The following is a 23,213-nucleotide window of genomic DNA, read 5'->3' as shown; positions in this document are numbered from 1 at the left end:
CTCATCTCGACCCAAGGAGACCGACATGGCCACGACCGTCCTGCCCGACCTCACCGACACGTCCGCGCTCTACCTGTCCGTCCAGCAGTTCTACGCCCGCCACATGCACCTGCTCGACTCCGGCCGCGCCCAGGAGTGGGCGGACACCTTCACCTCTGACGGCACCTTCACCGCCCCCGGCCTCGACGCGCCCGTCCGTGGCCGGGCAGCGCTCGCCAAGGCCGTCGAGCAGACCCACGCCCGCCTCGCCGCCTCCGGCGAGACCCACCGCCACTGGCACGGCATGGTCTGGGTGACCCCCGCCGCCGACGGCACCGCCCACGTCAAGTGCTACGGCATGGTCATCGCGGTCGACCCCGAGGGCACCCCCCGCCTCCACCGCCACTGCCTCTGCGAAGACGTCCTCGTCCCCGCCCCCACAGAACCCGAGGGCTGGCTCGTCGCCTCCCGCCACGTCACCCCCGACGCGGCCCCGACCCCCTAACCGGCGACGATCTTGCGTGAACTGTGGGGACGACACGCCCCTTCCGGGCATATCCCTAACAGTTCACGCAAGATCGTCGCGATCTTGCCCGCGGGCGGGTCAGGCGGGGAGGCGGAGTTTGATGACGGCGCCGTTGGTGGGGTGGACCGAGCCGGTGGTGATGAAGGCGTTGCGGCCGCGGATCGCGATGCCGCCGGGGTGGTCGACGTTCTCCAGGATCATCTCGGGGGCGCCGCCGCCCCTCTTGATGCGCATCAGGGCGCCGACGCCACGGCTCGGGCCGAACATCGAGGTGTGCGTGAACTCCAGCGCGTACAGGTCGCCGTTGGGGGCGAACGCGATGTCCACGACGGTGGTCAGGCCCTCGGCGTACACCGTGGGCTGCTGGCCGGGCACGACCTTGAAGATGCGGGCGCTGCCCTGCGTGAACGGTCGGCCGGTCAGCTCGGCGACGTAGTACGCGCCGTCGCGGTAGGCCACGCTCATCGGCACCGACTGCATCGGCAGCATGGTCCCGGCGGGCAGGTTCATCGAGGGCGGCGCGGGCATCTGCCGCTCGCCGAACACGGCCAGCGTGCTCACCTGCCCCCCGTGGGTCACGAACAGCAGCGAGTTGGCGCCCGCGTCGACCACGGCCGTGCCGCCGGGCCCGTAGGCGACGGACTGGGCGTTGGAGTCGAGTTCGCCGCCGTCGGGGTTGTGTGCGGCCTCCCAGCCGGCGATGTCGGCGAAGCGCTCGCTCTGCAGCCGCGCCGTATACGGGCGGCCGGTGGCGACGTCCGGGCGCACCCTCAGCAGGCGGCCCATCTCCTGGCCGACCTCGGGCAGGGTGTCCCGGTTGGCGGGCGCCTCGCTCAGGCCGACGGTGAGCAGCGTGCTGCGGCCGTGGCGGTGGAAGGCGATGTCGTTGGGGCCGATGGCCTCGGTGCCGTCGGGGCCGGCCAGCGAGGGCAGGCCGGTGAGCACGCGGGTGAGCGAGCCGTCGCGGTCTAGGCGGGCCAGTGCGCCGGTCGCCCCGAGGCAGCCGATGCCCTGCGGGCGCGGCAGGCACACCGGGTCCGGCGCGCCGTCGGCGCCCCGGCCTGCCTCGGTGACGTACAGCACGCCGTCGTCGTCGAAGGCGAGGCCACGCGGGTTGCTCAAGCCCGTGTAGAGAACGGTCACGTCAGGGGCGGCGGCCCCCGGCGTGCCGTGGGCGAGCGCGGAGAGAATCACGGCAGACGCTACGGCCAGCCGTTTCATGGTCACGAACACGGGTTGCCTCCGGCAGGCAGGGTCAGGTGTCCGTACCAATAAAACCCATTTCGCCCTATTTGCCCTGCTCGACGCGCCCGGCGGCCTGCGTCGATCGTCAGACTTGCCAGGCAGGTGGGCGAAAGGCGGTCCAAGATACGCCCAGGTGCCTGGCAAGTCGGTCGATCAAGGTGCGGTCAGCAGGGGGCGGGCTCCGGGACGGCGGCGGGGGTACGCGGGGCGCGGGGCGCGACGGTGAGCATGGGCAGGAAGAACTGGGCCAGCGGGCCGATGGCCAGCGCGTAGAGCACGGTGCCGATGCCGACGGTGCCGCCGAGCAGCGCGCCGGTGACGACGACGCCGACCTCCAGCACGGTGCGCCAGCCGCGCAGCGACCAGGTGCGGGCGGCGAGCCCGGTCATCAGCCCGTCGCGCGGGCCGGGGCCGAGATTGGCTCCGATGTAGAGGCCACTGGCGAAGCCGCAGAGCACGATGCCGCCGATCATGAAGGCCCACCGCGTCACGATGTGCGAGGGTTGCGGCAGCACCTGGTTGGCCGCGTCCACGACCAGGCCGATCACCACGATGTTGGAGACGGTGCCCAGGCCCGGCCGCTGGCGCAGCGGGATCCAGCACAGCAGCACCAGTGCGCCGACGATGATCAGCACGGTGCCCACGCTCAGGCCGGTCCGGTGGGCCAGGCCCTGGTGTAGCACGTCCCAGGGCTGGTTGCCGAGGTGCGCGGCCAGCATCAGGCTGATGCTGAGGCCGTAGCCGGCCAGGCCGGCGTAGAGCTGGAACAGGCGTCGGGGGAGCCGCTCGCGCAGCGGCATCGGGGCGGGTCGGCGGGTGGGGGCGGCCCGGCGCTGGGTCGCATCGATTGGCATCGTCACTGGCTTGCTTGCGCCTGTCATGTCTGCCAGTCTGGAGGCCAATAGGACTGCTTGAAAGGGCCAATCCCGGAGGAGTGGCCTTACGGGGCTCGGGGACCAGGAGGCCAGGATGTCCGTCTCGGTACGCGGCACGCAGCTCGCCCGGCTGCTCGGGCGCTGGCACGCGCTGCCCGCCCGCCGCCGCAGCCCCGACTACGCCGCCCTGGCCTCGGCCGTGCGCGGCCTGCTCGCCGACGGCCGGCTGGCGCTGGGCGTGCGGCTGCCCGCCGAGCGGGAGCTGGCCGAGGCGCTGGAGATCTCCCGGACCACGGTCAGCGCGGCGTACCGCGAGCTGCGCGAGACCGGCCACCTGACCAGCCGCCGCGGCGCGGGCAGCTGGACCACCCTGCCCAACGGGCACCGGGTCGCGAGCAGCGGTCTGTGGATGGCCGACGACGACCTGGACCTGATCGATCTGAGCTGCGCGGCGATGGGCGCGCCGGAGCCGATGCTGGCGGCGGCGCGGGAGGCGGTCGAGGACCTGCCGCGCCACCTGGCCGACGCGGGCTACCACCCGAGCGGCATCACCGAGCTGCGCGAGGCCGTCGCCGACTACTACAGCGAGCGCGGCCTGGCCACCAGCCCCGAGCAGATCATGATCACCAACGGCGTGCTGCACGCGCTGGACCTGATCCTGCGGCTGCAGGTGCCGGTCGGCGCGTCGGTGCTGGTCGAGTCGCCGACCTACCCGAACGCGCTGGCCGCGCTCGCCGGGCGGCGGGCCCGGATCAGCACGCACGGCCTGGACGAGGCGGGCTGGGACGCCGAGCTGCTGCTCGGCGCGCTGCGGCAGACCCGGCCGAGCCTGGCGTACCTGATCCCCGAGTTCCACAACCCGACCGGGCACCTGATGCCCCCCGCGCTGCGCGAGCAGCTGGTCGCCACCGCGCAGCGCACCGGCACCGACCTGGTCATCGACGAGTCGTTCGTGGACCTGGCGCTGGACGGCCAGCCGATGCCGCCCGCGGTGGCCTCGTTCGACCGGCACGGCCGGGTGCTGACCATCGGCGGCATGAGCAAGCCGTTCTGGGGCGGGCTGCGGGTCGGCTGGATCCGCGCCGCGGCGCCCATCGTGCAGCGGCTGGCCGCGGTGCGGGTCGGCGTCGACACCGCGGGGCCGGTGCTGGACCAGCTCGTCGCGGTCCGGCTGCTGGCCCGCTCCGGTGAGGTCATCCCGGCTCGCCGCGCGCAGCTCGCCGCGCAGCGCGACGCGCTGGTCGACGCCGTACGCGAGCACCTGCCGAGCTGGCGGATCACCGTGCCCTCGGGCGGGGTGACGCTGTGGGCCGAGCTGGACGGCCCGGTGTCCAGCGCGCTGGCCCGAGCGGTGGAGCCGCTGGGCGTGCGGCTGGCGCCCGGTCCCCGGTTCGGGGTGGACGGCACCCTGGAGCGCTTCATCCGGCTGCCGTTCACCCAGCCGGTCCCCGAGCTGGTCGAGGGCGTCCGCCGGATCGCCGCCGCCCGCTACGACCTGGACCGCACCGGCCGTCCGCAGTGGAGCGAGCCCGCCCTCATCGCCTGACCCGCCCGACCCCCTCCCGCGCGGTCGATCATGAACTTATGGGCGTGCTCGACGGCGTGTCGCGTCCACAACTGCCTGATCGACTTGCGGACACCAGGCTTGATCGCTGTCTCGTGTCAGAACCTATGGCTGAGCCACGCTTTCTGACACGAGACGGCGATCAACGCGGTGGCGGCCGGCGAGCCGCGAGCTGCGGAGGTTAAGAAGGTGCCCTTCTACTACGGAAAGCGTTAAGAAGGTGCCCTTCCTTGCGCGCACAAAAACGCAGGGGCGGCTTGTGGCCGCCCCTGCGTACCTCACTCGTGGGAACGAGCAACCCTCGCCGGGTCAGATTTCGACGAGGGAACCCTCGTACATTCTCTCGATTTCCGACGAGAAATTGGTCTCCACCGTGCGTCGCTTCAGCTTCATCGAGGGGGTGATCTCTCCGTGCTCGATGGTCAGGTCGCGCGGCAGGATGGTGAACTTCTTGATGGTCTCCCAGCGGTTGAGCTTCGCGTTCAGCTCGTCCACGTGCCCCTGCACCATGGCGACGGCCTCGGCCGAGCCGACGATCTCGTCGTAGGGGCGGCCCTCCACCGAGGTGCCTGCGGCCCAGCCGACGATCGCCTCGGGGTCGAGGGTCACCAGCATCGTGCAGTAGTTGCGGGCGTTGCCGATGACCAGCACCTGCGAGGTGTACGGGCACAGCGCCTTGAACAGCCCCTCGATGTGGCTCGGCGCGATGTACTTGCCGCCGGACGTCTTGACCAGGTCCTTCTTGCGGTCCGTGATCTTCAGGAAGCCGTCGGCGTCCAGCTCGCCGATGTCCCCGGTGCGGAAGAAGCCGTCCTCGGTGAACACGCTCGCCGTCTCGGCCGGCAGGTTGTGGTAGCCGCGCATCACCGGCGCGCCGCGCAGCAGCACCTCGCCGTCGGTGTCGATGCGCACCTGCAGGTCGGCCAGCGCCTGGCCGACCGTGCCGATCTTCAGCTGGCCGGGCCGGTTGACGAAGTTGCCGGCGCTGGACTCGGTCAGGCCGTAGCCCTCGGAGATGGGCAGGCCCGCCGCCGCGAAGAACTCCGCGATCGGCACGGACAGCGCGGCCGAGCCGGACACCATGTAGCGGATGTTGCCGCCCAGGCGCGCGTGCAGCTTGCTGAACACCAGCTTGTGCGCGATGCCGTACTTGCGCATGAGCCCGCCGGGGACCGGCTTGCCGGCCTGCTCCAGGGCGACCTTCGCGCGGCCGGTCCGCAGCGCCCAGGCGAAGATCTTCGCCTTGAGCCCGCCGGCCGAGGTGGCCTGGGTGACCACCTTGTTGTAGACCTTCTCGAAGATGCGCGGCGCGGCGCACATCAGCGTCGGCCGGATCAGGCTCAGGTTGTCGATGATCTTCTCGACCCGGCCGTCGACGTAGGTCGGCACACCCACGTGGATGATGCCGCAGATCAGCGTCTTGCCGAACGAGTGCGACAGCGGCAGCCAGAGGAACTGCAGGTCGCTCGGGAGCAGCACGCCCACGTCGGACTGCGCCACGCCCTCCCAGCACCAGCCGCGGTGCAGCAGCTCGACGCCCTTCGGGCGGCCCGTGGTGCCGGAGGTGTAGATCAGGGTGGCCAGGCCGTCCGGCTCGATGGCGGCGACCAGGTCGTCGACCAGGGTCGGCTGCCCGGCCAGCACCTCGGCGCCGCGCCGCTCCAGCTCGGCGAGGGTGAGCTGCGGGATCGCCGCGGCGGGGTCGGCCGCGCCGTCGATCAGGATGACGTGGGTCAGCGTCGGCACCGCGGCGGGGCTCATCTTCGCGGCCTGTGCCGGGTTCTCCGCGATGAGCACCTTGGAGCCGGAGTCGGCCACGATGAAGCAGGCGTCCTCGGGCTCGGTGGTCGGGTAGACCGTCGTGGTGGCCGCGCCCGAGCACATGATGCCCAGGTCGGCGACGATCCAGTCGAGGCGGGTGTTCGCCAGGATGGCGACGCGGTCTTCGCGGCCGATCCCCAGCGTGGTCAGGCCGGCGGCGATCGCCTTGGCCCGGTCGGCGATCTGGGCCCAGGTGTACCAGACCGGCGCGTCGTTCGCGTCGGGGGCGCCGAAGGCGCGCGCGTCCGGCGAGGCGGCGACGCGCTGCAGGAACATGTCCGGGATGGACCGGTAAGGCACGTTGATGGTCATAAGTCAGGCCGCCTTGGGGGTAGGCAAGAGTGACGGGGGACACGTTTAACTTGGGTGTTACCGAAGGGTAATGCTGCTGACGGGTAGTGGGAACCCCTCGGGAAGATCTTTCTGCCCTGGCCGGGTGGGCTGCCGCTGATCCGAGGCTCAGGCGCCCAGCCGCGCGGCGCGCAGCCGGGCGGTGTGCGCGGCGGGCCCGTCCACGCTGGCCCGCGCGTGCCCCTGCCGCCCGAACAGGAACATGAGCAGCTCGCCCGGCTCGCCGGTGAGGTTGACCGGCGTGGTGCCCGGCCGTCCGGCGACCATCGTGCCGTGGCCGGGCGCGATCACCCGCACCTGCACCGGGTAGCGCCGCAGCACCAGCGCGGCCCGGCGGCGGGCCTGCGTCCACAGCGCCGAGGACAGGCCCGGCTCCAGCTTGCGCGGCAGCCAGCCCGGGACGGCGCGGCGTACGTCCTCGTGGTGCACGAACATCTCGGACAGGTTCACCAGCTCGTCCAGCGGGGCCAGCCCGGCCGGGCTCCACCGGGGCGGGGTGCGCAGCTGCTCCAGCAGCGCGCCGAAGTCGCCGGCCGCGATCTCGCGCTGCACCCGCTCGGTGCGCCCGGCCAGCCGCTTGATGAGGATGCCGGCTGCCGCGTCGAGCCGCCGCTCCCGTAGCAGCAGGTGGGCCAGCAGATCGCGTACCGTCCAGTCGCCGCACAGCGTCGGCGCGTCGGGTCCGGCCTCCGTCATCAGGTCGGCCAGCGCTAGCCTTTCGGCGAAGGCGTACCGGGTCATGTCGGCGATCCTACGTATCCGCCCGGTGGTGTGACGCCCCGCACAGGGCATACCCGCTCGCCTGCGGTAGTTCCTTTCGGTAAGGATAGGAAGCCAAGCTAATTACTTACCGAGCCGAGCAACGGGGATGACGAGTGGCAGGGGAAGAGGCGGGGGCCAAACCCGAGATCACCGGACGTGACGTGCTGGCCCGCGGCGCGCGGGTGATGTGGCGCGGCATCCGCGACGAGCCGCGCCGGTTCACCCTGGCCGTCACGGGCAGCTGCCTGTTCGGCGCGCTGGTCATCGGCCAGGCGCTGGTCGTCGGCTGGGTGGTGGACACGCTGGTCGCCCCGGCGACCACGGGCGGCGACGTCGCCACCGGCGCGATCGCGCTGTGCGCGACGGTGCTGATCGCCATGGGCGTGGGCCGGGTGTTCGGCATCTTCGGCCGCCGCCTGGGCGCGGGCTTCATGCAGTTCGCCCTGCAGGCCCGCTACCGCCACGAGGTGACCCGGCGCTACCTGCAGCTGCCGCTGTCCTGGCACCAGCGCCACCCCACCGGCACCCTGCTGTCCAACGCGAACTCCGACGTCGAGGCGGCCTGGTTCCCGGTGGCGCCGCTGCCGTTCGCCGTGGGCACCGTCTTCATGCTGTTCGTCGCGGTGACCGTGCTGTTCGCCATCGACTGGGCGCTGGCCCTGGTCGGCCTGGTCGTCTTCCCGGTGCTGTTCGTGATGAACGTGATCTTCTCCCGCCGGATGGCCCCGCGCCAGGCCCGCGCCCAGCACATGCGGGCCGAGGTCGCGGCGATCGCGCACGAGAGCTTCGACGGCGCGCTGGTCGTCAAGACCATGGGCCGCGAGGACCTGGAGACGCAGCGCTTCGCGAGCCGCGCGGGCGAGCTGCGCGACGCCCTGATCAGCGTCGGGCGGCTGCGCGGCCTGTTCGACCCGCTCATGGAGTCGCTGCCGTTCCTGGGCACGCTGCTGGCGCTGCTGGTCGGCGCCTGGCGGCTGGACGCCGGTGCGATCGACCTGCAGCAGCTCGTGCAGGTGACGTTCCTGTTCACCGTGCTGGCGTTCCCGGTGCGGGCCATCGGCTGGGTGCTCGGCGACCTGCCCCGCTCGGTGGCCGGCTGGGATCGTGTCGAGCAGGTGCTGCGCTCCACCGGGCAGATGCCGTACGGCACCGAGGCGCTCACCGGCGCGGGCGCCGCGCGCCTGAGCTTCGAGCACGTCGACTTCGCGTACGAGCCCGGCCAGCCGGTGCTGCGCGACGTCACCTTCACCGTGCCGGCCGGGAAGACGGTCGCGCTGGTCGGGCCGACCGGCTCCGGCAAGTCCACCATCGCCACGCTGGCCGCGCGGCTGCTCGACCCGGACGGCGGGCAGGTGAGCCTCGACGGCGCCGACGCGCGCACGCTGACCTCGGCCTCGCTGGCCGACACCGTCGCGCTCGTCCCGCAGATCGCGTTCGTCTTCGACGACACGGTGCGCGGCAACGTCTGTCTCGACCGGCCCGGCGTGGACGAGGACCGGGTGCGGCACGCGCTGGCCACCGCACAGGCCGACACGTTCGTCGCGCGGCTGCCGGAGGAGCTGGACACGCAGCTCGGCGAGCGGGGCACCTCGCTGTCGGGCGGCCAGCGGCAGCGGCTGACCCTGGCCCGCGCGCTGGCGGGCCGGCCCCGGCTGCTCGTGCTCGACGACGCGACCAGCGCCGTCGACCCGCGGGTGGAGGCCCGCATCCTCGCCTCCCTGCGCGGCGCGGCCCAGGCGACCACGATCCTCGTGGTGGCGTACCGCCGGGCCACCATCGCGCTGGCCGACGAGGTCGTATACATCGAGTCCGGCCGCGTGGTCGCGTCCGGCACGCACGAGCAGCTGCTGGCGAGTGTGCCCGGCTACATCGAGCTGGTCACGGCGTACGAGAAGGCCGAGGAGGAACGCGAGCGGGAGCACGTCTACGACGCCGACGGCGACGCGGAGACCTCTGTCGAGGAAGGAGTTGCAGCGTGAGCGAGCGCAGCGAGCGAACGCGACGGCAACGTGAAAGTCACGTCGGCGCGGCGCGAAGCGGGGCGACGGCGTGACCGCGGGGGCCATCTCGGAAGGCAGGCACGAGTCGGCGTGGGCGACGTTCCGGCGCGGGTTCGCGATGTCGCCGGAGCTCAAGGCGGGCCTGGCGGGCACGCTGGGGCTGGCGCTGATCGCGATGATCGGGCGGGCGGCGGTGCCGGTCGCCGTGCAGCAGGGCATCGACAAGGGCCTGGGCGTGCAGACCGGCCACCTGGACATGGGGGTCGTGGCCACCGTCGTGGCGATCACCGCGGCGATCCTGGTGATCACCACGACCTGCGGCTACCTCATGATGCGGCGGCTGTTCACGGTCAGCGAGACCGCGCTGGCCAACATCCGGGTGCGCACCTTCCGCCACATCCACGACCTGTCGATGCTGCACCAGCAGTCGGAGCGGCGCGGCACCATGGTGTCCCGGGTGACCAGCGACGTCGACTCGATCACGCAGTTCATCCAGTGGGGCGGTGTGATCCTCATGGTCAACGGCGGCCAGCTGGTGGTCACCACCATCGTCATGGCCGTCTACTCGTGGCAGCTCACGCTGGTGGTGCTGGCCGCGTTCGTGCCCGCCGTGATCGTGATCAAGTCGTTCCAGAAGCGGCTGGCCGAGGCGTACCAGGTGAGCCGCCGGCGCATCGGCGTGATGCTTGGCGCCATCTCCGAATCCGTGGTCGGCGCCCCGGTGATCCGGGCGTACGGCATCTCGGCGCGCAGCGGCGCGAAGCTGTCCGAGACCATCGACGACTACCAGCGGGCCCAGCGCCGCGCCCTGAGCATCAGCGTGACCAGCTTCTCCACCGGCGAGATCGCGGCGGCGGTGGCGCTGGCCGCGGTGGTGGTCGTGGGCGTGAAGCTCGGCGTGGCCGGGCAGATCACCCTGGGCGAGATGACGGCGTACCTGTTCCTGGTGACCCTGTTCATCCAGCCCGTGCAGATCGCCACCGAGGTGCTCAACGAGGCGCAGAACGCGGTCGCGGGCTGGCGGCGGCTGCTCGACGTGGCCGACCTCGAGCCCGACGTCGCCGACCCGGCCGAGCACGGCGTCGACCTGCCGCCCGGCCCGCTGGACGTGAGCTTCGAGCACGTCAGCTTCAGCTACCCGGTGGACGGCGCGCCCGGCCCGCGGGTGCTGCACGACGTGCATCTCGACATCGCGGCCAAGACCAAGGTCGCCGTGGTCGGGGAGACCGGCAGCGGCAAGACCACGTTCGCCAAGCTGCTGACCCGCCTGATGGACCCGTCCGAGGGCCGGGTGCTGCTGTCCGGCACCTCGCTCACCGACGTGCGCTTCAGCTCGCTGCGCAGCCGCGTGGTGATGGTGCCGCAGGACGGCTTCCTGTTCGACGCCACCATCGCCGAGAACGTCCGCTTCGCCAAGCCCGGCCTGTCCGACGACGACCTCGAACGCGCCTTCACCGACCTGGGCCTGCACGACTGGGTCCAGGGCCTGGCCCACGGCCTGCAGACCCCCGTCGGCGAACGCGGCGAGGCCCTCAGCGTCGGCGAGCGCCAACTGGTCGCCCTGGTCCGCGCCTACGTAGCCGATCCCGACCTCCTCGTCCTCGACGAGGCCACCAGCGCCGTTGACCCCGCCACCGAGGTCCGCCTCCAGCGCACCCTCGACGCGGTCACCCGCGGCCGCACCACGGTCGCCATCGCCCACCGCCTCTCCACCGCCCAGTCCGCCGACGAGGTCCTCGTCGTCGACAAGGGCGTGGTAGTCCAGCGCGGCCCCCACGAAACCCTGATCACCCAAGCCGACTCCATCTACGCCAAGCTCTACGCCAGCTGGCTTGAACAAACCCGCTGACCCCGCCCGCCGTGGCGCGGCGCGCTGCGGTGCGGTGCGGTGCGTCGATCTTGCGTGAACTGTGGGTGCGACACGCCCATATAGGACATATCCCCAACACTTCACGCAAGATCGACGCGATCTTGGCGCGGCCCGGCGGGGTGTGGGGTCAGCGGGAGTAGAACTCGACTACGAGCTGTTCGTCGCAGATCGCCGGGATCTCGGCGCGGAGCGGCTCGCGGGTGAGGGTGGCGCGGAGGTCTGCCAGGCTGACCTCGAGGTAGGGGGCCGTGGGGCCGTCGGCGTGCGCGCCGGCGGCGGCGATCTGGAACGGGGGCTTGGTGCGGCTGCGCTCGCGGACGGTGATGGTCTGCCAGGGCTTGACGCGGTAGGACGGGCGGTCGACCTTCTGGCCGTCGACGGCGATGTGGCCGTGGGCGACGGCTTGGCGGGCCTGGTAGATCGTGCGGGCGAAACCGGCCCGCAGCACCAGCGCGTCGAGGCGGCACTCCAGGGCGATGAGCAGGCTCTCGCCGGTCTTGCCCGCGCCGCGCGCGGCCTTGTCGAACTGGTTGCGCAGCTGGGTCTCGCTGATGAAGTACTGGTGGCGCAGGCGCTGCTTCTCCAGCAGCCGGACCTGGTAGTCGGAGGGCTTCTTGCGGGCGCGGCCGTGCACGCCCGGCGGGAAGGGCCGGCGCTCGAAGTACTTGACGCACTTGCGGGTCAGCGGGATGCCGAGCGCCCGGGACAGCTTCGCCTTGGGCCGCGCTTGGTTCACGAGGGTGCCTCCAACGTCCAACGGTAATAGGTTAGGCTCACCTAACGAAGGTAAGCCTAACCGACGTTGGAGGTATGCCGTGCCGCACCCCGCCCAGATCGCCCGGACCCTTGCCGCGGGCCGCCTGCCCGGTGTCGCGCAGGTCCCGTACCACTCCAGCCCGTACCGGGTGCGCCACGCGACCGACCAGGCAGGACGGCCGCTGCTGCTGTGCCGCGAGGGCGGCCGGCTGGACACCGCGCTACGCCCGCGCGAGGGCGACGACACCGCGGTGGTGCTCGCCGTCGGCGAGGCGCGCGGTGCCCGGGTATGGATCTCCGGCTGGGCCACCGCGCTGGAGGACATCGAGGCCAGGGCCGCCGCGCTGGAGTTCGCCGCGGCCAACCCGGTCAGCGACCTGCTCGACGTGGGCCGCGGCTTCCGGCTCTACCGCATGGACGTGGCCGAGGTGCGGCTGGAGTGCCCCGCCGGGCACCTCGCCGAGGTCGACGTGGACGACTACGCCGCCGCCGAGCCGGAGCCGTCGAGCTCGCCGGTGATGTAACGCTGCAGGGTCGGGCCGACCGCGGCGACGACCTGCTCGGGCGGCAGCGAGGCCAGCGGCTCGAGCTTCATGATGTAGCGCATCATGGCCAGCCCGGCGATCTGGCTGGCCACCAGCGACGCGCGCAGCGGCGCCTGCGCCGGGTCGAGCCCCAGGTCGGCGACCACCCGGCGCAGGATCTGCGTGTTCAGGAACTCGCGCAGCAGCTTCATGCTGAGGTCGTTGCTCATCGCGGTGCGGATCACCGACGCGCCGATCGCGCCCACCGGCGAGTCCCAGATCGTCACGAACAGGCGTACCAGCCGCATTCCCGCCTGTTCGGCCCCGCCCGCGGTGACCTCGCCGATCATCTCGGACGGGGCCATCGGGAACTGCATGACCGTGACGAAGAGCTGCTCCTTCGTCCCGAAGTAGTGGTGCACCAGGGCCGGGTCGACCTGCGCCTCGGCCGCGATGGCGCGCATCGTCGCCGCGTCGAAGCCCTTCTCCACGAACAGCCGCCGCGCCGCGGCCACGATGGCCTCACGGGTGTCGGGGTTGCCCGGCCGGCGCCCGGTGCGGATGCGCATCCTCTGGTCCTTCCCGCGGCTCGTGCGCCGGCGGGCCACTGGCGTGGCCCGGCCGGCGCACGGACAGGTCCGTCCCGACGATTCTCCCGGACCGGACCGTCTCAGCCGATCAGGGGGTACGCCGGCGCAGCGTGCCCGCCGCGGCGGCCAGCGCGACCACCACCGCCCCGGCGACGATCGCGAAGTCGCGCCACATGGTGCCGGTCGGCTCGGCGTGCGTGCCGACCTCCTGCAGCGCCTCCACGGCATACGTCAGCGGCATGACGTCGCTGACCGCCTGCAGCCAGCCCGCCATCAGCTCGCGCGGCACGAACAGCCCGCACAGCAGCAGCTGCGGCACCGCCAGCACCGGCATGAACTGCACCGCCTGGAACTCCGTCTTGGCAAACGCGCTGGCCAGCAGGCCCAGCGCCATGCCCAGCACGGCGTTCGCGACGGCGATCATGATGACGTAGCCCGCGCCGCCCCGGGTGTCCAGATCGAGCAGCAGGTACGCCAGCGCGGCGGCCAGCGACGCCTGCACCGCCGCTGCCACCCCGAACGCCAGGCCGTACCCGAACAGCAGGTCGGTCTTGCGCAGCGGCGTGGTCAGCAGGCGCTCCAGCGTGCCGGTGGTGCGCTCACGCTGCATCGCGATGCTGGTGATCAGGAACATGATGATGAACGGGAAGACGCCCAGCATGATCAGGGCGATCCGGTCGAAGACGAACTCCTCCTCCTCGTACATGAAGTACAGCAGGGTGAGCAGCAGCGTCGGCACCGCCACCAGCATCGCCACGGTGCGCCGGTCGTGGCGCAGCTGGCGCAGGATGCGGCCCGTGGTGTGCAGCAGGATCATGCCGGGACCTCGCTCGCGGACTCGCCGGCGCGCGGGCCGGGCACGGCCGGCTCCTGGCGCCGGATCAGGGTGAGGAAGGCCTGGTCCAGGTCGTCCGTGCCGGCGGCGGCCTTGACCGCGGCGGGGGTGTCGTCGGCGATCAGCGCGCCCTCGCGGATCAGCAGCAGCCGGTCGCACCGGTTCGCCTCGTCCATCACGTGGCTCGACACCACCAGCGTCGAACCGGCCTGCGCCATGCCGCGGAACTGCGCCCACAGCTCGTCGCGCAGCACCGGGTCCTGGCCGACCGTGGGCTCGTCCAGGATCAGCACCTTCGGCCGCCCGACCACCGCGCACGCCAGTGACGCCCGGCTGCGCTGCCCGCCGGACAGGTTCCCGACCAGCTGCCCCGCGGCCTCGGCCAGCCCCACATCGCGTACGGCCGCGTCGGCGTCGGACGCGCCCAGCCCGTAGAGCGCGGCGAAGTAGCGGGCGTTCTCGCGGACGGTCAGGTCGGCGTACACGCTGGGGGCCTGGGTGAGGTAGCCGATCTGTTTGCGCAGGTGCGCGTCGCCGGCCGGGCGGCCGAGCACGGTCACCGTGCCCGACTTGACCACCTGCACGCCGACGATCGCGCGCATCAGCGTCGTCTTGCCGCTGCCCGACGGCCCGAGCAGGCCGGTCACGCTGCCCTCCGGGATCGTGCAGCTCAGGCCGTGCAGCACCGGCCTGGCCCCCCGGTGTACGACGAGGTCGGCGACCTCGATCGCGGATGCCATGGGCGTCCTCCCTGTAATTCAACACTGATGAAATACAAGTTAAGGGCGGCCCCGGCGGTGGTCAAGTGGCGTTTGTTCGGGGGCAAGATCGCTGTCTCGTGTCAATAACTGCGGCCTGACTGCAGGTTTGGACACGAACTCGCGATCACCGCGCGGCCAACAACGCTGCTGCGCCGGGAAGGTCTGAATTGCACCTTCGGGTGCGGCGGGGCCCGGAAACGGCGCCGCCGCGCGCCCCGGCAGCGGAACGCGCGGCGGGCACCGTGTTTCAGAGAGCCAGTACGCGGTCGAGGAAGTTCTTGTAGCCGCGCATCGCGATCCGCATCGCCTCGGTGTCCGGCGTCGCCGTGCCCCGGCGCGGGTCGACGTCGCCCTGCTCGGCCAGCAGCGAGGCGGCCAGCGCCGCCACCGCCTCGTTGACCAGTTCGTGCGCGTCGTTCAGCGCCGCCTCCGGCTCGTCGACGAACCGGGACTGCACCTCGCGCCACGCCTCCCGGAAACGCTGCGCCTGCGCCGGCTCCCATACCGCGATGGGGTTCTCGGCCACGTCCCCCGGCCGCAGCGCGGTCGCGGCCGGTGCGACCAGCGCGAGCTCCCGCTCCTCCACGGGCTCCCCGGCCGCGGCAGCCACCGGCACCACGTCCACGCCAGGCCCCCCGGCCGGCGCGTCCAGCTCCATCTCCGCGTCCACCACCTCGTCGTCGGCCTCGGCCGGCTCCCCGGCCGCCGGGCCGCTCGCCGCGACGGCGGTGTGCTCGGCCTCCGCCTCCGCCTCGGGCGTGTCCGCTGCGTCAGCGGTGTCGTCCACAGCCGCCTCGGCTTCGGAGACGTCCGCTTCGTCCGCCTCGGCCTCGGGGACGTCAGCTTCGCCCGCCTCGGCTTCCGGGAGGTCCACTTCGTCGGCCGCGGCGTCGAGCTGCTCGCCCGCGTCCTCGCCCTCAACGGCCTCCGGCTCGCTCACGGCCTCGATCTCCGGCGCGGCCACCGCCTCGCGTGAGTCCTCGCCGTAGCTAACCACTTCCGGCACCTCGTCGCCGTCCGCTTCGGCCTCGGGCGCGTACGCGCTTCCGGTCTCCGCCTCCGGCCCGTCCACCTCATCCTTTTCCTGCGCGGCCACCTCGCCGTCGGACGCCTCGGCCGCGTCGGTCGCGGCTTCGGCGGTGATCTCGCCGTCAGCCTGTCCGTCGAGTTCATCCGCCGTCTCGGCCTCGGCCTCGGGAGCCGCCTCGGCGTCGGCTTCCGCTTCGGGAGCATCGGTCTCGTCGCTCTGAGCCTCGAGCGCCTCGTCAGCGTCGGCGGCGGCCACGGCCTCCGGCGCGTTGTCCGCCTCGGCCTCGGCCTCATACACGTCCTCGCCGTCCGCCTCCGCCTCGGGCGCGTCATCGCCGTCCGCCTCCGCGCCGAGGGCTTCGTCCGACTCGGCCTCAAGCGGCGCGGCCCCTTCGGTCTCCGCGTCGGCGGCTTCGTCCGACTCAGCCACGAGCTGCGCCGTTTCGTAGCTCTCCGCGTAGGCGGCCTCGTCCGACTCGGCCTCGGGCTGCGCGGTCTCGCCGGTCTCGCCGGTCTCGCCGGTCTCGGCGTCCGGGCCGTTCTCGGCCGCCGCGTCGAGGGACTCGTCGGCCTCCACGTCAGCCGGGTCCTCGGCCACCGGGTCGGCCGCGTCCTCGACCTGCGCGTCGGCCGGGTCTTCGGCCTGCGCGTCGGCCGGGTCCTCGGCCTGCGCGTCGGGCGCCTGGTCGGTATCGGCCGCGACGACGCCGTACCCGCCCTCGGGCACTTCGCCGGACTCCGCGTCGTCCGCCTGCGCGTCGGGGGCGTCGTCCGCATGCGAGTCAGGGGTGTCGTCGGTCTCGGCGTCGGGTTCGTCGGTGCCGGCCGGTGGGGCGACGGTCGGCAGCTCGCTGGTGTTCTCCAGCAGGGCGGCCTGCTCCTGCGGGCTCAGCTGGAGGGTGGGCTCCTGCTCGGCCTCCGCCTGCGGCGCGGGCTGCGGGGGCACGGGCGGGATGAAGGCGGGGATGCGTGGCGGCAGCGGGGCGAAGTGGGGGTTGGTCATACGAACCTCGGCTCTCGCGCGATGGGGGACAGCGCCACGACGGGCGCTCGCGTAGGTGCGGGCAACCTACCGCCGGGCACCCCGGCCGCGCGTCATCCCAGCGGCCGAAACTGTGACCGGGGCCACCTCGATCACTCGACTTGCCTGGCAGACAGTGGTATGCGCGGTCAAGATACGCACAGGTGCCAGGCAAGTCGGGCGATCATGCGGCAACAGGTGAGACGCCCGCCGCACCGGCGTGTCGATGTGATCTCGGGTGGGGGAGAATTCGCGGTGTGTCAGGGACCGAGCAGCTGGATCCGCGCATCGCGGCCCGCCTGAAGCGCGACCGCGACGGGCTCGTCGCGGCGGTGGTGCGCCAGTTCGACACCGGTGAGGTGCTGATGCTGGCCTGGATGGACGACGAGGCGCTGCGCCGCACCCTGTCCACGGGCCGGGCGACGTACTGGTCGCGCAGCCGGGGGGAGTACTGGGTGAAGGGCGCGACCTCGGGCCACCACCAGTTCGTGCGCTCGGTGGCGCTGGACTGCGACGGGGACGCGCTGCTGGTGAGCGTGGACCAGGTCGGCCCGGCGTGCCACACGGGCAGCCGGAGCTGCTTCACCGACGAGCTGGAGATCACCGCGGAGCGCCAGGAGATGACGGCATGAGCAACGCCGCGAGCAGCGGGGCGGTCAGCCCCGGCCTGGCCGGTTTCCGTGAGCGCGCCGCGCGCCGCCGGGTGGTGCCGGTGACCCGCCGGCTGCTGGCCGACGCGGAGACGCCGGTGGGGGTGTATCGCAAGCTGGCCGGCGGTCCGGGCACGTTCCTGCTGGAGTCGGCGGAGCAGGGCGCGGGCGCGGCGGGCACGGCCTGGTCGCGCTACTCGTTCATCGGGGTACGCAGTCTGGCCACCCTGACCGAGCGGGACGGGCAGGCGCACTGGCTGGGCAGCCCGCCGGACGGCGTGCCGGTGACGGGTGACCCGGTGGCCGTGCTGCGGGACACCGTGGCCGCGCTGACCGGCGACGACGCCGGGGACGAGGACCTGCCGCCGCTGACCGGCGGGCTGGTCGGCTTCCTGTCGTACGACCTGGTGCGCCGGTTCGAGCGGCTGCCGCAGCTGGCCCTGGACGATCTGCACGTGCCGGAGCTGGGGCTGTTCCTGGCGACCGACCTGGTGGTGCTGGACCACTTCCTGGGCCAGGCGATCGTGGTGGCCAACGCGGTGCTGCCCGAGCAGGCTGACGAGGAGCAGGTCGCGGCGGCGTACCATCACGCGATCGGGCGGCTGGACGCGATGACGACCGCGCTGTCCCGGCCGACCCCGCCGATGATCTCGACGGTGCAGCGGGTGCGGCCCGCGGAGCTGGTGTCGCGCACCGCGGCGGGGGAGTTCGGCAAGGCCGTGGAGGTGGCCAAGGAGGCGATCCGGGCCGGGGACTGCTTCCAGATCGTGGTGTCGCAGCGCTTCGAGACGAAGACCGACGCCGACCCGCTCGACATCTACCGGGTGCTGCGCGCGACCAACCCGAGCCCGTACATGTACCTGCTGCGCTTCGACGACTTCGACATCGTCGGGTCGTCCCCCGAGGCGCACGTGAAGATCACCAAGGGCGACGACGGGGTACGCCGTGGCCTGCTGCACCCGATCGCGGGCACCCGGCCCCGGGGCGAGTCGCCGGAGGCCGACGCCGCGCTGGCCGCCGAGCTGATCGCCGACCCGAAGGAGCGCTCCGAGCACGTCATGCTCGTCGACCTGGGCCGCAACGACCTGGGCCGGGTGTCGCGCGCGGGCACGATCGAGGTGCCGGAGTTCGCCATGGTGGAGCGCTACAGCCACGTCATGCACATCGTGTCGACGGTGGTCGGCGAGCTGCGCGCGGACTGCACGGCGCTGGACGCGCTGGCCGCGACGTTCCCGGCGGGCACGCTGTCGGGAGCGCCGAAGGTGCGCGCGATGGAGATCATCGAGGAGCTGGAGCCGACCCGGCGCGGCCTGTACGGCGGCACCGTCGGCTACTTCGGTTTCGGCGGCGACCTGGACATGGCGATCGCGATCCGGACCGCGCTGCTGCGCGGCGGCACGGCGTACGTGCAGGCCGGGGCGGGCGTGGTGGCCGACTCGGATCCGGCGTTCGAGGAGCAGGAGACCCGGAACAAGGCGATGGCGGTGCTCGCCGCGATCGCCACCGCGCAGACCCTCCAGGCGGCCCGATGAGCACCCGCGACACGGCCGCTCCGACGAGCGCCGACGATGCGAAGCGCGCCGCGGTGTGGCGTACCCGCATGGCGGTGGTCGCGGGCTTGGCGGTGCTGGCGCTGCTGTGGATTGTCCCCGGAGGGTCGGTCTCCTGGGTGCGGCCGGCGGTGCTGGCAGTGGCTGCTGGCGTGGTCGCGGTCTGGTACTGGCGGCGGTCGGGAAACCATGCGCGCCGTACCGCCCCAGCAGCGCCGCGGGTGGATAACACCCGCGACGTGTGGGACGCGCTCGATCGGGGCGAGGACCTGACCGTTGACATCTCCCTCCGCTGAAGCAGGAGGATTCCACCCTCGCGGGTTGAATTTTCTGCTTCGCAGACAACAGCCGATCCGGATTACCGGCGAGGGGCGGTGTACCGCCATCGGTCTTACACCGTCTCCACAGACGTCACTTCCCGCCAGCCCGGCGGTAGGCCCGACCGGCTTGGTTATCGCCGATGTGGACCCAAAGAAAATAGCACACCTGTTCGCATCTGCCACCTGGGTGGTTGGCGCGGTGACGAATCGGCGGTCCCGCTCCCGCTCCGCAGGAGTTCCGTATTCATCCCCGCCTGAAGGCAGGGCAACCACGGAGGTCTTCGATGATCCGGGGGTCTGACCGGGCGCTGATCGTCCGGGTCGACACGGGCACTGCCGAGCTGATCCCCGACCCCGATCTGCCCGACGCCTGGCTGCTGCGGCTGAACGGCACCGCCCAGTCGCACGTGAACCTGAACGATCCGACGCTGATCGCGTTCGACTACATCCGCCGCTTCGCCGACGTGATCGAGGCGGTGTGCCCGCCCGGCCCGCTCGACGTGCTGCACCTGGGCGGGGGAGCGATGACGCTGCCGCGCTGCCTGGCGGAGATGCGGCCGGGCAGCGGGCAGACGGTGGTCGAGCTGGACCGGGCCCTGGCCGAGCTGGTCGCCGCCCGGCTGCCGGTGGCCCAGGACGGCATCGAGCTGGTGGTGGCCGACGCGCGGGCGGCCCTGGAGCAGGCTGAGCCGGCCTCCGCGGACGTGATCGTCGCCGACATCTTCACCGGCGCGAAGGTGCCCCCGCACGTGACCACGGTCGAGTTCGCGCAGGCGGCGCGGCGGGCGCTGCGGCCGGGCGGCTGGTATCTGGCCAACGTCATGGACCTGGCCCCGCTGATGTTCGCCCGCCGCCAGGCGGCCACGCTGCGCGAGGTGTTCGGCGAGGTGGCGGTGGTGGGCGACGCGGCGCTGCTGCGCGGGCGGGGCACCGGCAACCTGCTGCTGGTCGCCGGGGACGATGCGGCGGGGGTGCGCGCGCTGGTGCGGCGCATCGCCGCCGACCCCACCCGGGCCCGGGTCGAGCACGGCCCGCGGCTGGCGGAGTTCGTGCGGAGCGTGCGCCCGCGATGGGATGAATGAATGCCTGGTGGCCGGTGCTCGGCCGGCTGTGCATGCCTGAGCAGCCAGCGGGTCGTCCATCGCGTGTCACCGGGTGCGGCATTATGCACTAGCCCATCAGGTGAGGCACGCCATACCCCGTTTACCTTGCGCGTGCGGCGGGTGCCTAGCATCTGCCCATGGCATCCGACGAGCTGAGCAGCATGGAGCCAGGCGAGCCGGCCCCGAGCGCATCGATGCGAGACCACGGCGGCAGCGTGCTCGACGAGATCATCGCGGGGGTCCGTGAGGACGTCGAGGCGCGCGAGCGCCTGGTCTCCATGGACGAGATCAAGAAGCGCGCGGCGGCGGCCCCGCCGCCCCTGGACGCGTACGCGGCCCTGCGCCGCGCGGGCGTCGGCGTGATCGCCGAGGTGAAGCGCTCGTCGCCCAGCAAGGGTGCCCTGGCGGAGATCCCCGACCCGGCCGAGCTGGCCGCGGAGTACGAGGCGGGCGGCGCCCGCGCGGTCAGCGTGCTGACCGAGGGCCGCTGGTTCGGCGGCTCCCTGGACGACCTCGCGGCGGTCCGCGCCCGCATCGGCATCCCGGTGCTGCGCAAGGACTTCGTCTGCTCGACGTACCAGGTGCACGAGGCGCGCGCGTTCGGCGCGGACCTGGTGCTGCTGATCGTCGCGGCGCTGGAGCAGAAGGTGCTGTCCGGCCTGCTCGACCGCATCGAGTCGCTGGGCATGACCCCGCTGGTCGAGGTGCACACCGAGGAGGAGGCCGACCGCGCCCTGGAGGCCGGCGCCCGCGTCATCGGCGTGAACGCCCGCAACCTGCGCACACTGGAGGTGGACCGGTCGGTGTTCGAGCGGATCGCGCCCGGCCTGCCCAACAGCGTCATCAAGATCGCTGAGTCGGGCGTCCGGGGTCCGCTGGACCTGATCAAGTACGCCTCGGCGGGCGCCGACGCGGTCCTCGTCGGCGAGGGCCTGGTCACCCAGAAGAGCCCGCGCGACGCGGTCGCGGAGCTCGTCAACGCGGGCAACCACCCCGCGACGCCGCGCCCCGCCCGCTGACGCGCACACCCCTCGCCTGACCGCCCCTGCGCCTGCGGGGCGGCTGACGCCGAAGGAGGGGCACATGTTGCCCGACGACCGGGGCCACTTCGGCCCGTACGGCGGCCGGTTCGTTCCGGAGGCGCTCATCGCGGCGCTCGACGAGCTGGACGCCCACTACCGCAAGGCCATGGCGGATCCCGAGTTCACCGGCGAATTCGAGCGGATGCTGCGCGAGTACGCGGGCACCCCGTCCCTGCTCTACGACGCCACCCGGCTGTCGGAGCGGGTCGGCGGCGCGCGCATCCTGCTCAAGCGCGAGGACCTCAACCACACCGGCGCCCACAAGGTGCGCAACGTGCTCGGCCAGGCGCTGCTCACCAAGCGCATGGGCAAGACCCGCGTGATCGCGGAGACCGGCGCGGGCCAGCACGGCGTCGCCAGCGCCACCGCCGCGGCGTACCTCGACCTCGAGTGCGTCGTCTACATGGGCGAAGTCGACACCAAGCGCCAGGCCCTGAACGTGGCCCGGATGAAGATGCTCGGCGCCACCGTCATCCCGGTCACCACCGGCTCGAAGACGCTCAAGGACGCGATCAACGAGGCGCTGCGCGACTGGGTCACCAACGTCGACGAGACCCACTACCTGCTGGGCACCGCGGCCGGGCCGCACCCGTTCCCGGCGATGGTGCGCGACTTCGTGCGCGGCATCGGCGTCGAGGCCCGCGCCCAGTGCCTGGACAAGACCGGCGCGCTGCCGGACGCGGTCGCGGCCTGCGTCGGCGGCGGCTCCAACGCCATCGGCATGTTCCACGCCTTCGTGCCCGACGCCGACGTGCGCCTCTACGGCTTCGAGGCGGGCGGCGACGGCGTCGAGACCGGCCGCCACGCCGCCAGCATCACCGGCGGCAGCCACGGCGTGCTGCACGGCTCCCGGTCGTACCTGCTGCAGGACGAGGACGGCCAGACCATCGAGTCGCACTCGATCTCGGCCGGCCTGGACTACCCGTCGGTCGGCCCCGAGCACGCCTGGCTGCACGACCAGGGCCGGGCGCGCTACCAGCCGGTCACCGACGCCGAGGCGATGGACGCGTTCGCGCTGCTGTGCCGCACCGAGGGCATCATCCCGGCGATCGAGAGCGCGCACGCGCTGGCCGGCATGATCCGCGAGATCCCGGCGCTGCGCGCCGAGCTGGGCCGGGAGCCGACGGTCATCGTGAACCTGTCCGGCCGCGGCGACAAGGACATGCACACCGCGGGTGAGTACTTCGGGCTGTTCGACGGCGAGGTAATCGGATGAACGTGACCACCGCCTACGAGAAGGCGCGGGCCGAGGGCCGGGCGGCGCTGGTCGGCTACCTGCCCGCCGGGTTCCCGTCGGTGGCCGGGGGCATCTCCGCGGTCAAGTCGATGATCGAGGCCGGGGTGGACCTGGTGGAGATCGGCCTGCCGTACTCCGACCCGGTCATGGACGGCCCTGTCATCCAGCGCGCCACCGAGCAGGCGCTGGCGGGCGGCGTACGCACCCGTGACGTCATCGCCACCGTCGAGGCCGTGTCCGGCGCGGGCGTGCCCGTGCTGGTGATGAGCTACTGGAACCCGATCGAGAAGTACGGCGTCGACGCGTTCGCCCGCGACCTCGCCGCGGCCGGCGGCGCCGGGCTGATCACGCCCGACCTCATCCCCGACGAGGCGGACGAGTGGCTGACCGCCTCCGACCAGCACCACCTGGACCGGGTGTTCCTGATCTCGCCCTCGTCGACCGACGAGCGCATCGCGATGACCGTGCGGCACTGCCGCGGGTTCGTGTACGCGACCGCGGTCATGGGCGTGACCGGCGCCCGCGACGCCACCTCCACCGCCGCGCCGACCCTGGTCGCGCGGGCCAAGAAGGTCTCCGGCAGCCTCCCCGTGGGCGTCGGTCTGGGGGTACGCAGCGGCGTGCAGGCCGCCGAGGTGGGCGCCTACGCCGACGGCGTCATCGTCGGCAGCGCTCTGGTCTCGGCGCTGGCCGAGGGCGGCGAGCCGGCCCTGCGCACGCTCACTCACGATCTGCGCGCCGGCCTGACCCCCTGACGACCCG

Annotated in this window: 21 protein-coding genes; 12 read left to right on the top strand and 9 right to left on the bottom strand. The window is 72.5% G+C overall.

Going from position 1 to position 23,213, the window contains the following annotated elements:
- The first annotated feature begins 25 nt into the window (after window positions 1-25).
- On the top strand, window positions 26-484 hold the full coding sequence (locus CS0771_RS36255) for a nuclear transport factor 2 family protein (protein WP_212845177.1): 459 nt from the start codon (window positions 26-28) through the stop codon (window positions 482-484).
- A 99-nt stretch (window positions 485-583) separates the two neighbouring features.
- Here the strand turns inward: CS0771_RS36255 and CS0771_RS36250 are convergent, their stop codons facing one another.
- Window positions 584-1,699, bottom strand: coding sequence for a ScyD/ScyE family protein (locus CS0771_RS36250; protein WP_212845176.1), 1,116 nt, complete (start codon window positions 1,697-1,699; stop codon window positions 584-586).
- Window positions 1,700-1,914: 215 nt separating this feature from the next.
- On the bottom strand, window positions 1,915-2,604 hold the full coding sequence (locus tag CS0771_RS36245; RefSeq protein ID WP_371821530.1) for a YitT family protein: 690 nt from the start codon (window positions 2,602-2,604) through the stop codon (window positions 1,915-1,917).
- Window positions 2,605-2,719: 115 nt separating this feature from the next.
- Between CS0771_RS36245 and CS0771_RS36240 the strand changes: the two genes are divergently transcribed.
- Complete coding sequence (locus CS0771_RS36240; RefSeq protein ID WP_212845175.1) at window positions 2,720-4,171, top strand: PLP-dependent aminotransferase family protein; 1,452 nt, start codon at window positions 2,720-2,722, stop codon at window positions 4,169-4,171.
- A 327-nt stretch (window positions 4,172-4,498) separates the two neighbouring features.
- On the opposite strand, the gene CS0771_RS36235 is transcribed toward CS0771_RS36240, so the two are convergent.
- Both CS0771_RS36235 and CS0771_RS36230 read right to left on the bottom strand, forming a co-directional pair.
- Window positions 4,499-6,322, bottom strand: coding sequence for a long-chain fatty acid--CoA ligase (locus CS0771_RS36235; RefSeq protein ID WP_212845174.1), 1,824 nt, complete (start codon window positions 6,320-6,322; stop codon window positions 4,499-4,501).
- A gap of 147 nt (window positions 6,323-6,469) precedes the next feature.
- Window positions 6,470-7,102: a TIGR03085 family metal-binding protein gene (locus CS0771_RS36230; RefSeq protein WP_212845173.1), complete on the bottom strand. Its 633-nt coding sequence runs from the start codon at window positions 7,100-7,102 to the stop codon at window positions 6,470-6,472.
- Between the two features lie 206 nt (window positions 7,103-7,308).
- Between CS0771_RS36230 and CS0771_RS36225 the strand changes: the two genes are divergently transcribed.
- Window positions 7,309-9,102 carry an ABC transporter ATP-binding protein gene (locus CS0771_RS36225; protein ID WP_212846244.1) on the top strand — a complete coding sequence of 598 codons (1,794 nt, stop codon included), beginning with the start codon at window positions 7,309-7,311 and terminating at the stop codon, window positions 9,100-9,102.
- Between the two features lie 139 nt (window positions 9,103-9,241).
- Window positions 9,242-10,972, top strand: coding sequence for an ABC transporter ATP-binding protein (locus CS0771_RS36220; RefSeq protein WP_212846243.1), 1,731 nt, complete (start codon window positions 9,242-9,244; stop codon window positions 10,970-10,972).
- A 148-nt stretch (window positions 10,973-11,120) separates the two neighbouring features.
- Here the strand turns inward: CS0771_RS36220 and rpsD are convergent, their stop codons facing one another.
- Window positions 11,121-11,729, bottom strand: a complete 609-nt coding sequence (rpsD, locus tag CS0771_RS36215; protein WP_212845172.1) for a 30S ribosomal protein S4 — start codon at window positions 11,727-11,729, stop codon at window positions 11,121-11,123.
- A gap of 79 nt (window positions 11,730-11,808) precedes the next feature.
- Between rpsD and CS0771_RS36210 the strand changes: the two genes are divergently transcribed.
- Window positions 11,809-12,273 carry a hypothetical protein gene (locus CS0771_RS36210; protein WP_212845171.1) on the top strand — a complete coding sequence of 155 codons (465 nt, stop codon included), beginning with the start codon at window positions 11,809-11,811 and terminating at the stop codon, window positions 12,271-12,273.
- Here the strand turns inward: CS0771_RS36210 and CS0771_RS36205 are convergent.
- The 4 genes from CS0771_RS36205 to CS0771_RS36190 all read right to left on the bottom strand — a co-directional run bounded on the left by CS0771_RS36205 (window position 12,228) and on the right by CS0771_RS36190 (window position 16,491).
- Window positions 12,228-12,842, bottom strand: coding sequence for a TetR family transcriptional regulator (locus CS0771_RS36205; protein WP_212845170.1), 615 nt, complete (start codon window positions 12,840-12,842; stop codon window positions 12,228-12,230). The two genes, CS0771_RS36210 and CS0771_RS36205, sit on opposite strands and share 46 nt — an antisense overlap.
- Window positions 12,843-12,951: 109 nt before the next feature.
- A complete protein-coding gene (locus CS0771_RS36200; protein ID WP_212845169.1) occupies window positions 12,952-13,680 on the bottom strand; it encodes an ABC transporter permease in 729 nt (242 codons plus the stop codon).
- Window positions 13,677-14,438 (bottom strand): ABC transporter ATP-binding protein, encoded by a 762-nt coding sequence (locus tag CS0771_RS36195; protein WP_212845168.1) that lies wholly within the window; start codon window positions 14,436-14,438, stop codon window positions 13,677-13,679. Before CS0771_RS36195 ends, CS0771_RS36200 begins: the two co-directional genes overlap by 4 nt.
- A 268-nt stretch (window positions 14,439-14,706) precedes the next feature.
- Window positions 14,707-16,491 carry a hypothetical protein gene (locus CS0771_RS36190; protein WP_212845167.1) on the bottom strand — a complete coding sequence of 595 codons (1,785 nt, stop codon included), beginning with the start codon at window positions 16,489-16,491 and terminating at the stop codon, window positions 14,707-14,709.
- A 266-nt stretch (window positions 16,492-16,757) separates the two neighbouring features.
- Here CS0771_RS36190 and hisI point away from each other — a divergent pair, with 266 nt between their 5' ends.
- The 7 genes from hisI (at window position 16,758) to trpA (ending at window position 23,206) form a co-directional block, all read left to right on the top strand.
- Window positions 16,758-17,141 (top strand): phosphoribosyl-AMP cyclohydrolase, encoded by a 384-nt coding sequence (gene hisI, locus CS0771_RS36185; RefSeq protein WP_212846242.1) that lies wholly within the window; start codon window positions 16,758-16,760, stop codon window positions 17,139-17,141.
- The gene (locus CS0771_RS36180; RefSeq protein WP_212845166.1) at window positions 17,138-18,691 is read left to right on the top strand and encodes an anthranilate synthase component I; all 1,554 of its coding nucleotides are present in this window, start codon (window positions 17,138-17,140) and stop codon (window positions 18,689-18,691) included. Before hisI ends, CS0771_RS36180 begins: the two co-directional genes overlap by 4 nt.
- The gene (locus CS0771_RS36175; RefSeq protein ID WP_212845165.1) at window positions 18,688-19,005 is read left to right on the top strand and encodes a Trp biosynthesis-associated membrane protein; all 318 of its coding nucleotides are present in this window, start codon (window positions 18,688-18,690) and stop codon (window positions 19,003-19,005) included. The genes CS0771_RS36180 and CS0771_RS36175 overlap by 4 nt, the downstream gene beginning before the upstream one ends.
- Window positions 19,006-19,313: 308 nt before the next feature.
- The gene (locus CS0771_RS36170; RefSeq protein WP_212845164.1) at window positions 19,314-20,111 is read left to right on the top strand and encodes a spermidine synthase; all 798 of its coding nucleotides are present in this window, start codon (window positions 19,314-19,316) and stop codon (window positions 20,109-20,111) included.
- Window positions 20,112-20,293: 182 nt separating this feature from the next.
- A complete protein-coding gene (gene trpC / locus CS0771_RS36165; protein WP_212846241.1) occupies window positions 20,294-21,151 on the top strand; it encodes an indole-3-glycerol phosphate synthase TrpC in 858 nt (285 codons plus the stop codon).
- A gap of 64 nt (window positions 21,152-21,215) precedes the next feature.
- A complete protein-coding gene (gene trpB / locus CS0771_RS36160) occupies window positions 21,216-22,430 on the top strand; it encodes a tryptophan synthase subunit beta (RefSeq protein ID WP_212845163.1) in 1,215 nt (404 codons plus the stop codon).
- Window positions 22,427-23,206 (top strand): tryptophan synthase subunit alpha, encoded by a 780-nt coding sequence (trpA, locus tag CS0771_RS36155; protein WP_212845162.1) that lies wholly within the window; start codon window positions 22,427-22,429, stop codon window positions 23,204-23,206. The genes trpB and trpA overlap by 4 nt, the downstream gene beginning before the upstream one ends.
- The last annotated feature ends 7 nt before the right edge of the window (window positions 23,207-23,213 follow it).

The sequence above is a fragment of the Catellatospora sp. IY07-71 genome, from assembly GCF_018326265.1.
Classification (GTDB): domain Bacteria; phylum Actinomycetota; class Actinomycetes; order Mycobacteriales; family Micromonosporaceae; genus Catellatospora.
Note: the sequence above shows the minus strand (reverse complement) of the source record. Positions and strands in the feature narration are given on the sequence as shown.

What these genes read in the sequence shown, in the direction of transcription:
- CS0771_RS36255 (WP_212845177.1), top strand. Translation starts at nt 26, where the DNA reads ATGGCCACGACCGTCCTGCCCGACCTCACCGACACGTCCGCGCTCTAC.
- CS0771_RS36205 (WP_212845170.1), bottom strand. Translation starts at nt 12,842, where the DNA reads ATGCGCATCCGCACCGGGCGCCGGCCGGGCAACCCCGACACCCGTGAG.
- CS0771_RS36245 (WP_371821530.1), bottom strand. Translation starts at nt 2,604, where the DNA reads ATGCCAATCGATGCGACCCAGCGCCGGGCCGCCCCCACCCGCCGACCC.
- CS0771_RS36230 (WP_212845173.1), bottom strand. Translation starts at nt 7,102, where the DNA reads ATGACCCGGTACGCCTTCGCCGAAAGGCTAGCGCTGGCCGACCTGATG.
- CS0771_RS36220 (WP_212846243.1), top strand. Translation starts at nt 9,242, where the DNA reads ATGTCGCCGGAGCTCAAGGCGGGCCTGGCGGGCACGCTGGGGCTGGCG.
- CS0771_RS36195 (WP_212845168.1), bottom strand. Translation starts at nt 14,438, where the DNA reads ATGGCATCCGCGATCGAGGTCGCCGACCTCGTCGTACACCGGGGGGCC.
- CS0771_RS36190 (WP_212845167.1), bottom strand. Translation starts at nt 16,491, where the DNA reads ATGACCAACCCCCACTTCGCCCCGCTGCCGCCACGCATCCCCGCCTTC.
- trpA (WP_212845162.1), top strand. Translation starts at nt 22,427, where the DNA reads ATGAACGTGACCACCGCCTACGAGAAGGCGCGGGCCGAGGGCCGGGCG.
- CS0771_RS36170 (WP_212845164.1), top strand. Translation starts at nt 19,314, where the DNA reads ATGATCCGGGGGTCTGACCGGGCGCTGATCGTCCGGGTCGACACGGGC.
- CS0771_RS36200 (WP_212845169.1), bottom strand. Translation starts at nt 13,680, where the DNA reads ATGATCCTGCTGCACACCACGGGCCGCATCCTGCGCCAGCTGCGCCAC.
- trpC (WP_212846241.1), top strand. Translation starts at nt 20,294, where the DNA reads ATGGAGCCAGGCGAGCCGGCCCCGAGCGCATCGATGCGAGACCACGGC.
- CS0771_RS36180 (WP_212845166.1), top strand. Translation starts at nt 17,138, where the DNA reads ATGAGCAACGCCGCGAGCAGCGGGGCGGTCAGCCCCGGCCTGGCCGGT.
- CS0771_RS36175 (WP_212845165.1), top strand. Translation starts at nt 18,688, where the DNA reads ATGAGCACCCGCGACACGGCCGCTCCGACGAGCGCCGACGATGCGAAG.
- CS0771_RS36235 (WP_212845174.1), bottom strand. Translation starts at nt 6,322, where the DNA reads ATGACCATCAACGTGCCTTACCGGTCCATCCCGGACATGTTCCTGCAG.
- trpB (WP_212845163.1), top strand. Translation starts at nt 21,216, where the DNA reads ATGTTGCCCGACGACCGGGGCCACTTCGGCCCGTACGGCGGCCGGTTC.
- CS0771_RS36225 (WP_212846244.1), top strand. Translation starts at nt 7,309, where the DNA reads ATGTGGCGCGGCATCCGCGACGAGCCGCGCCGGTTCACCCTGGCCGTC.
- CS0771_RS36240 (WP_212845175.1), top strand. Translation starts at nt 2,720, where the DNA reads ATGTCCGTCTCGGTACGCGGCACGCAGCTCGCCCGGCTGCTCGGGCGC.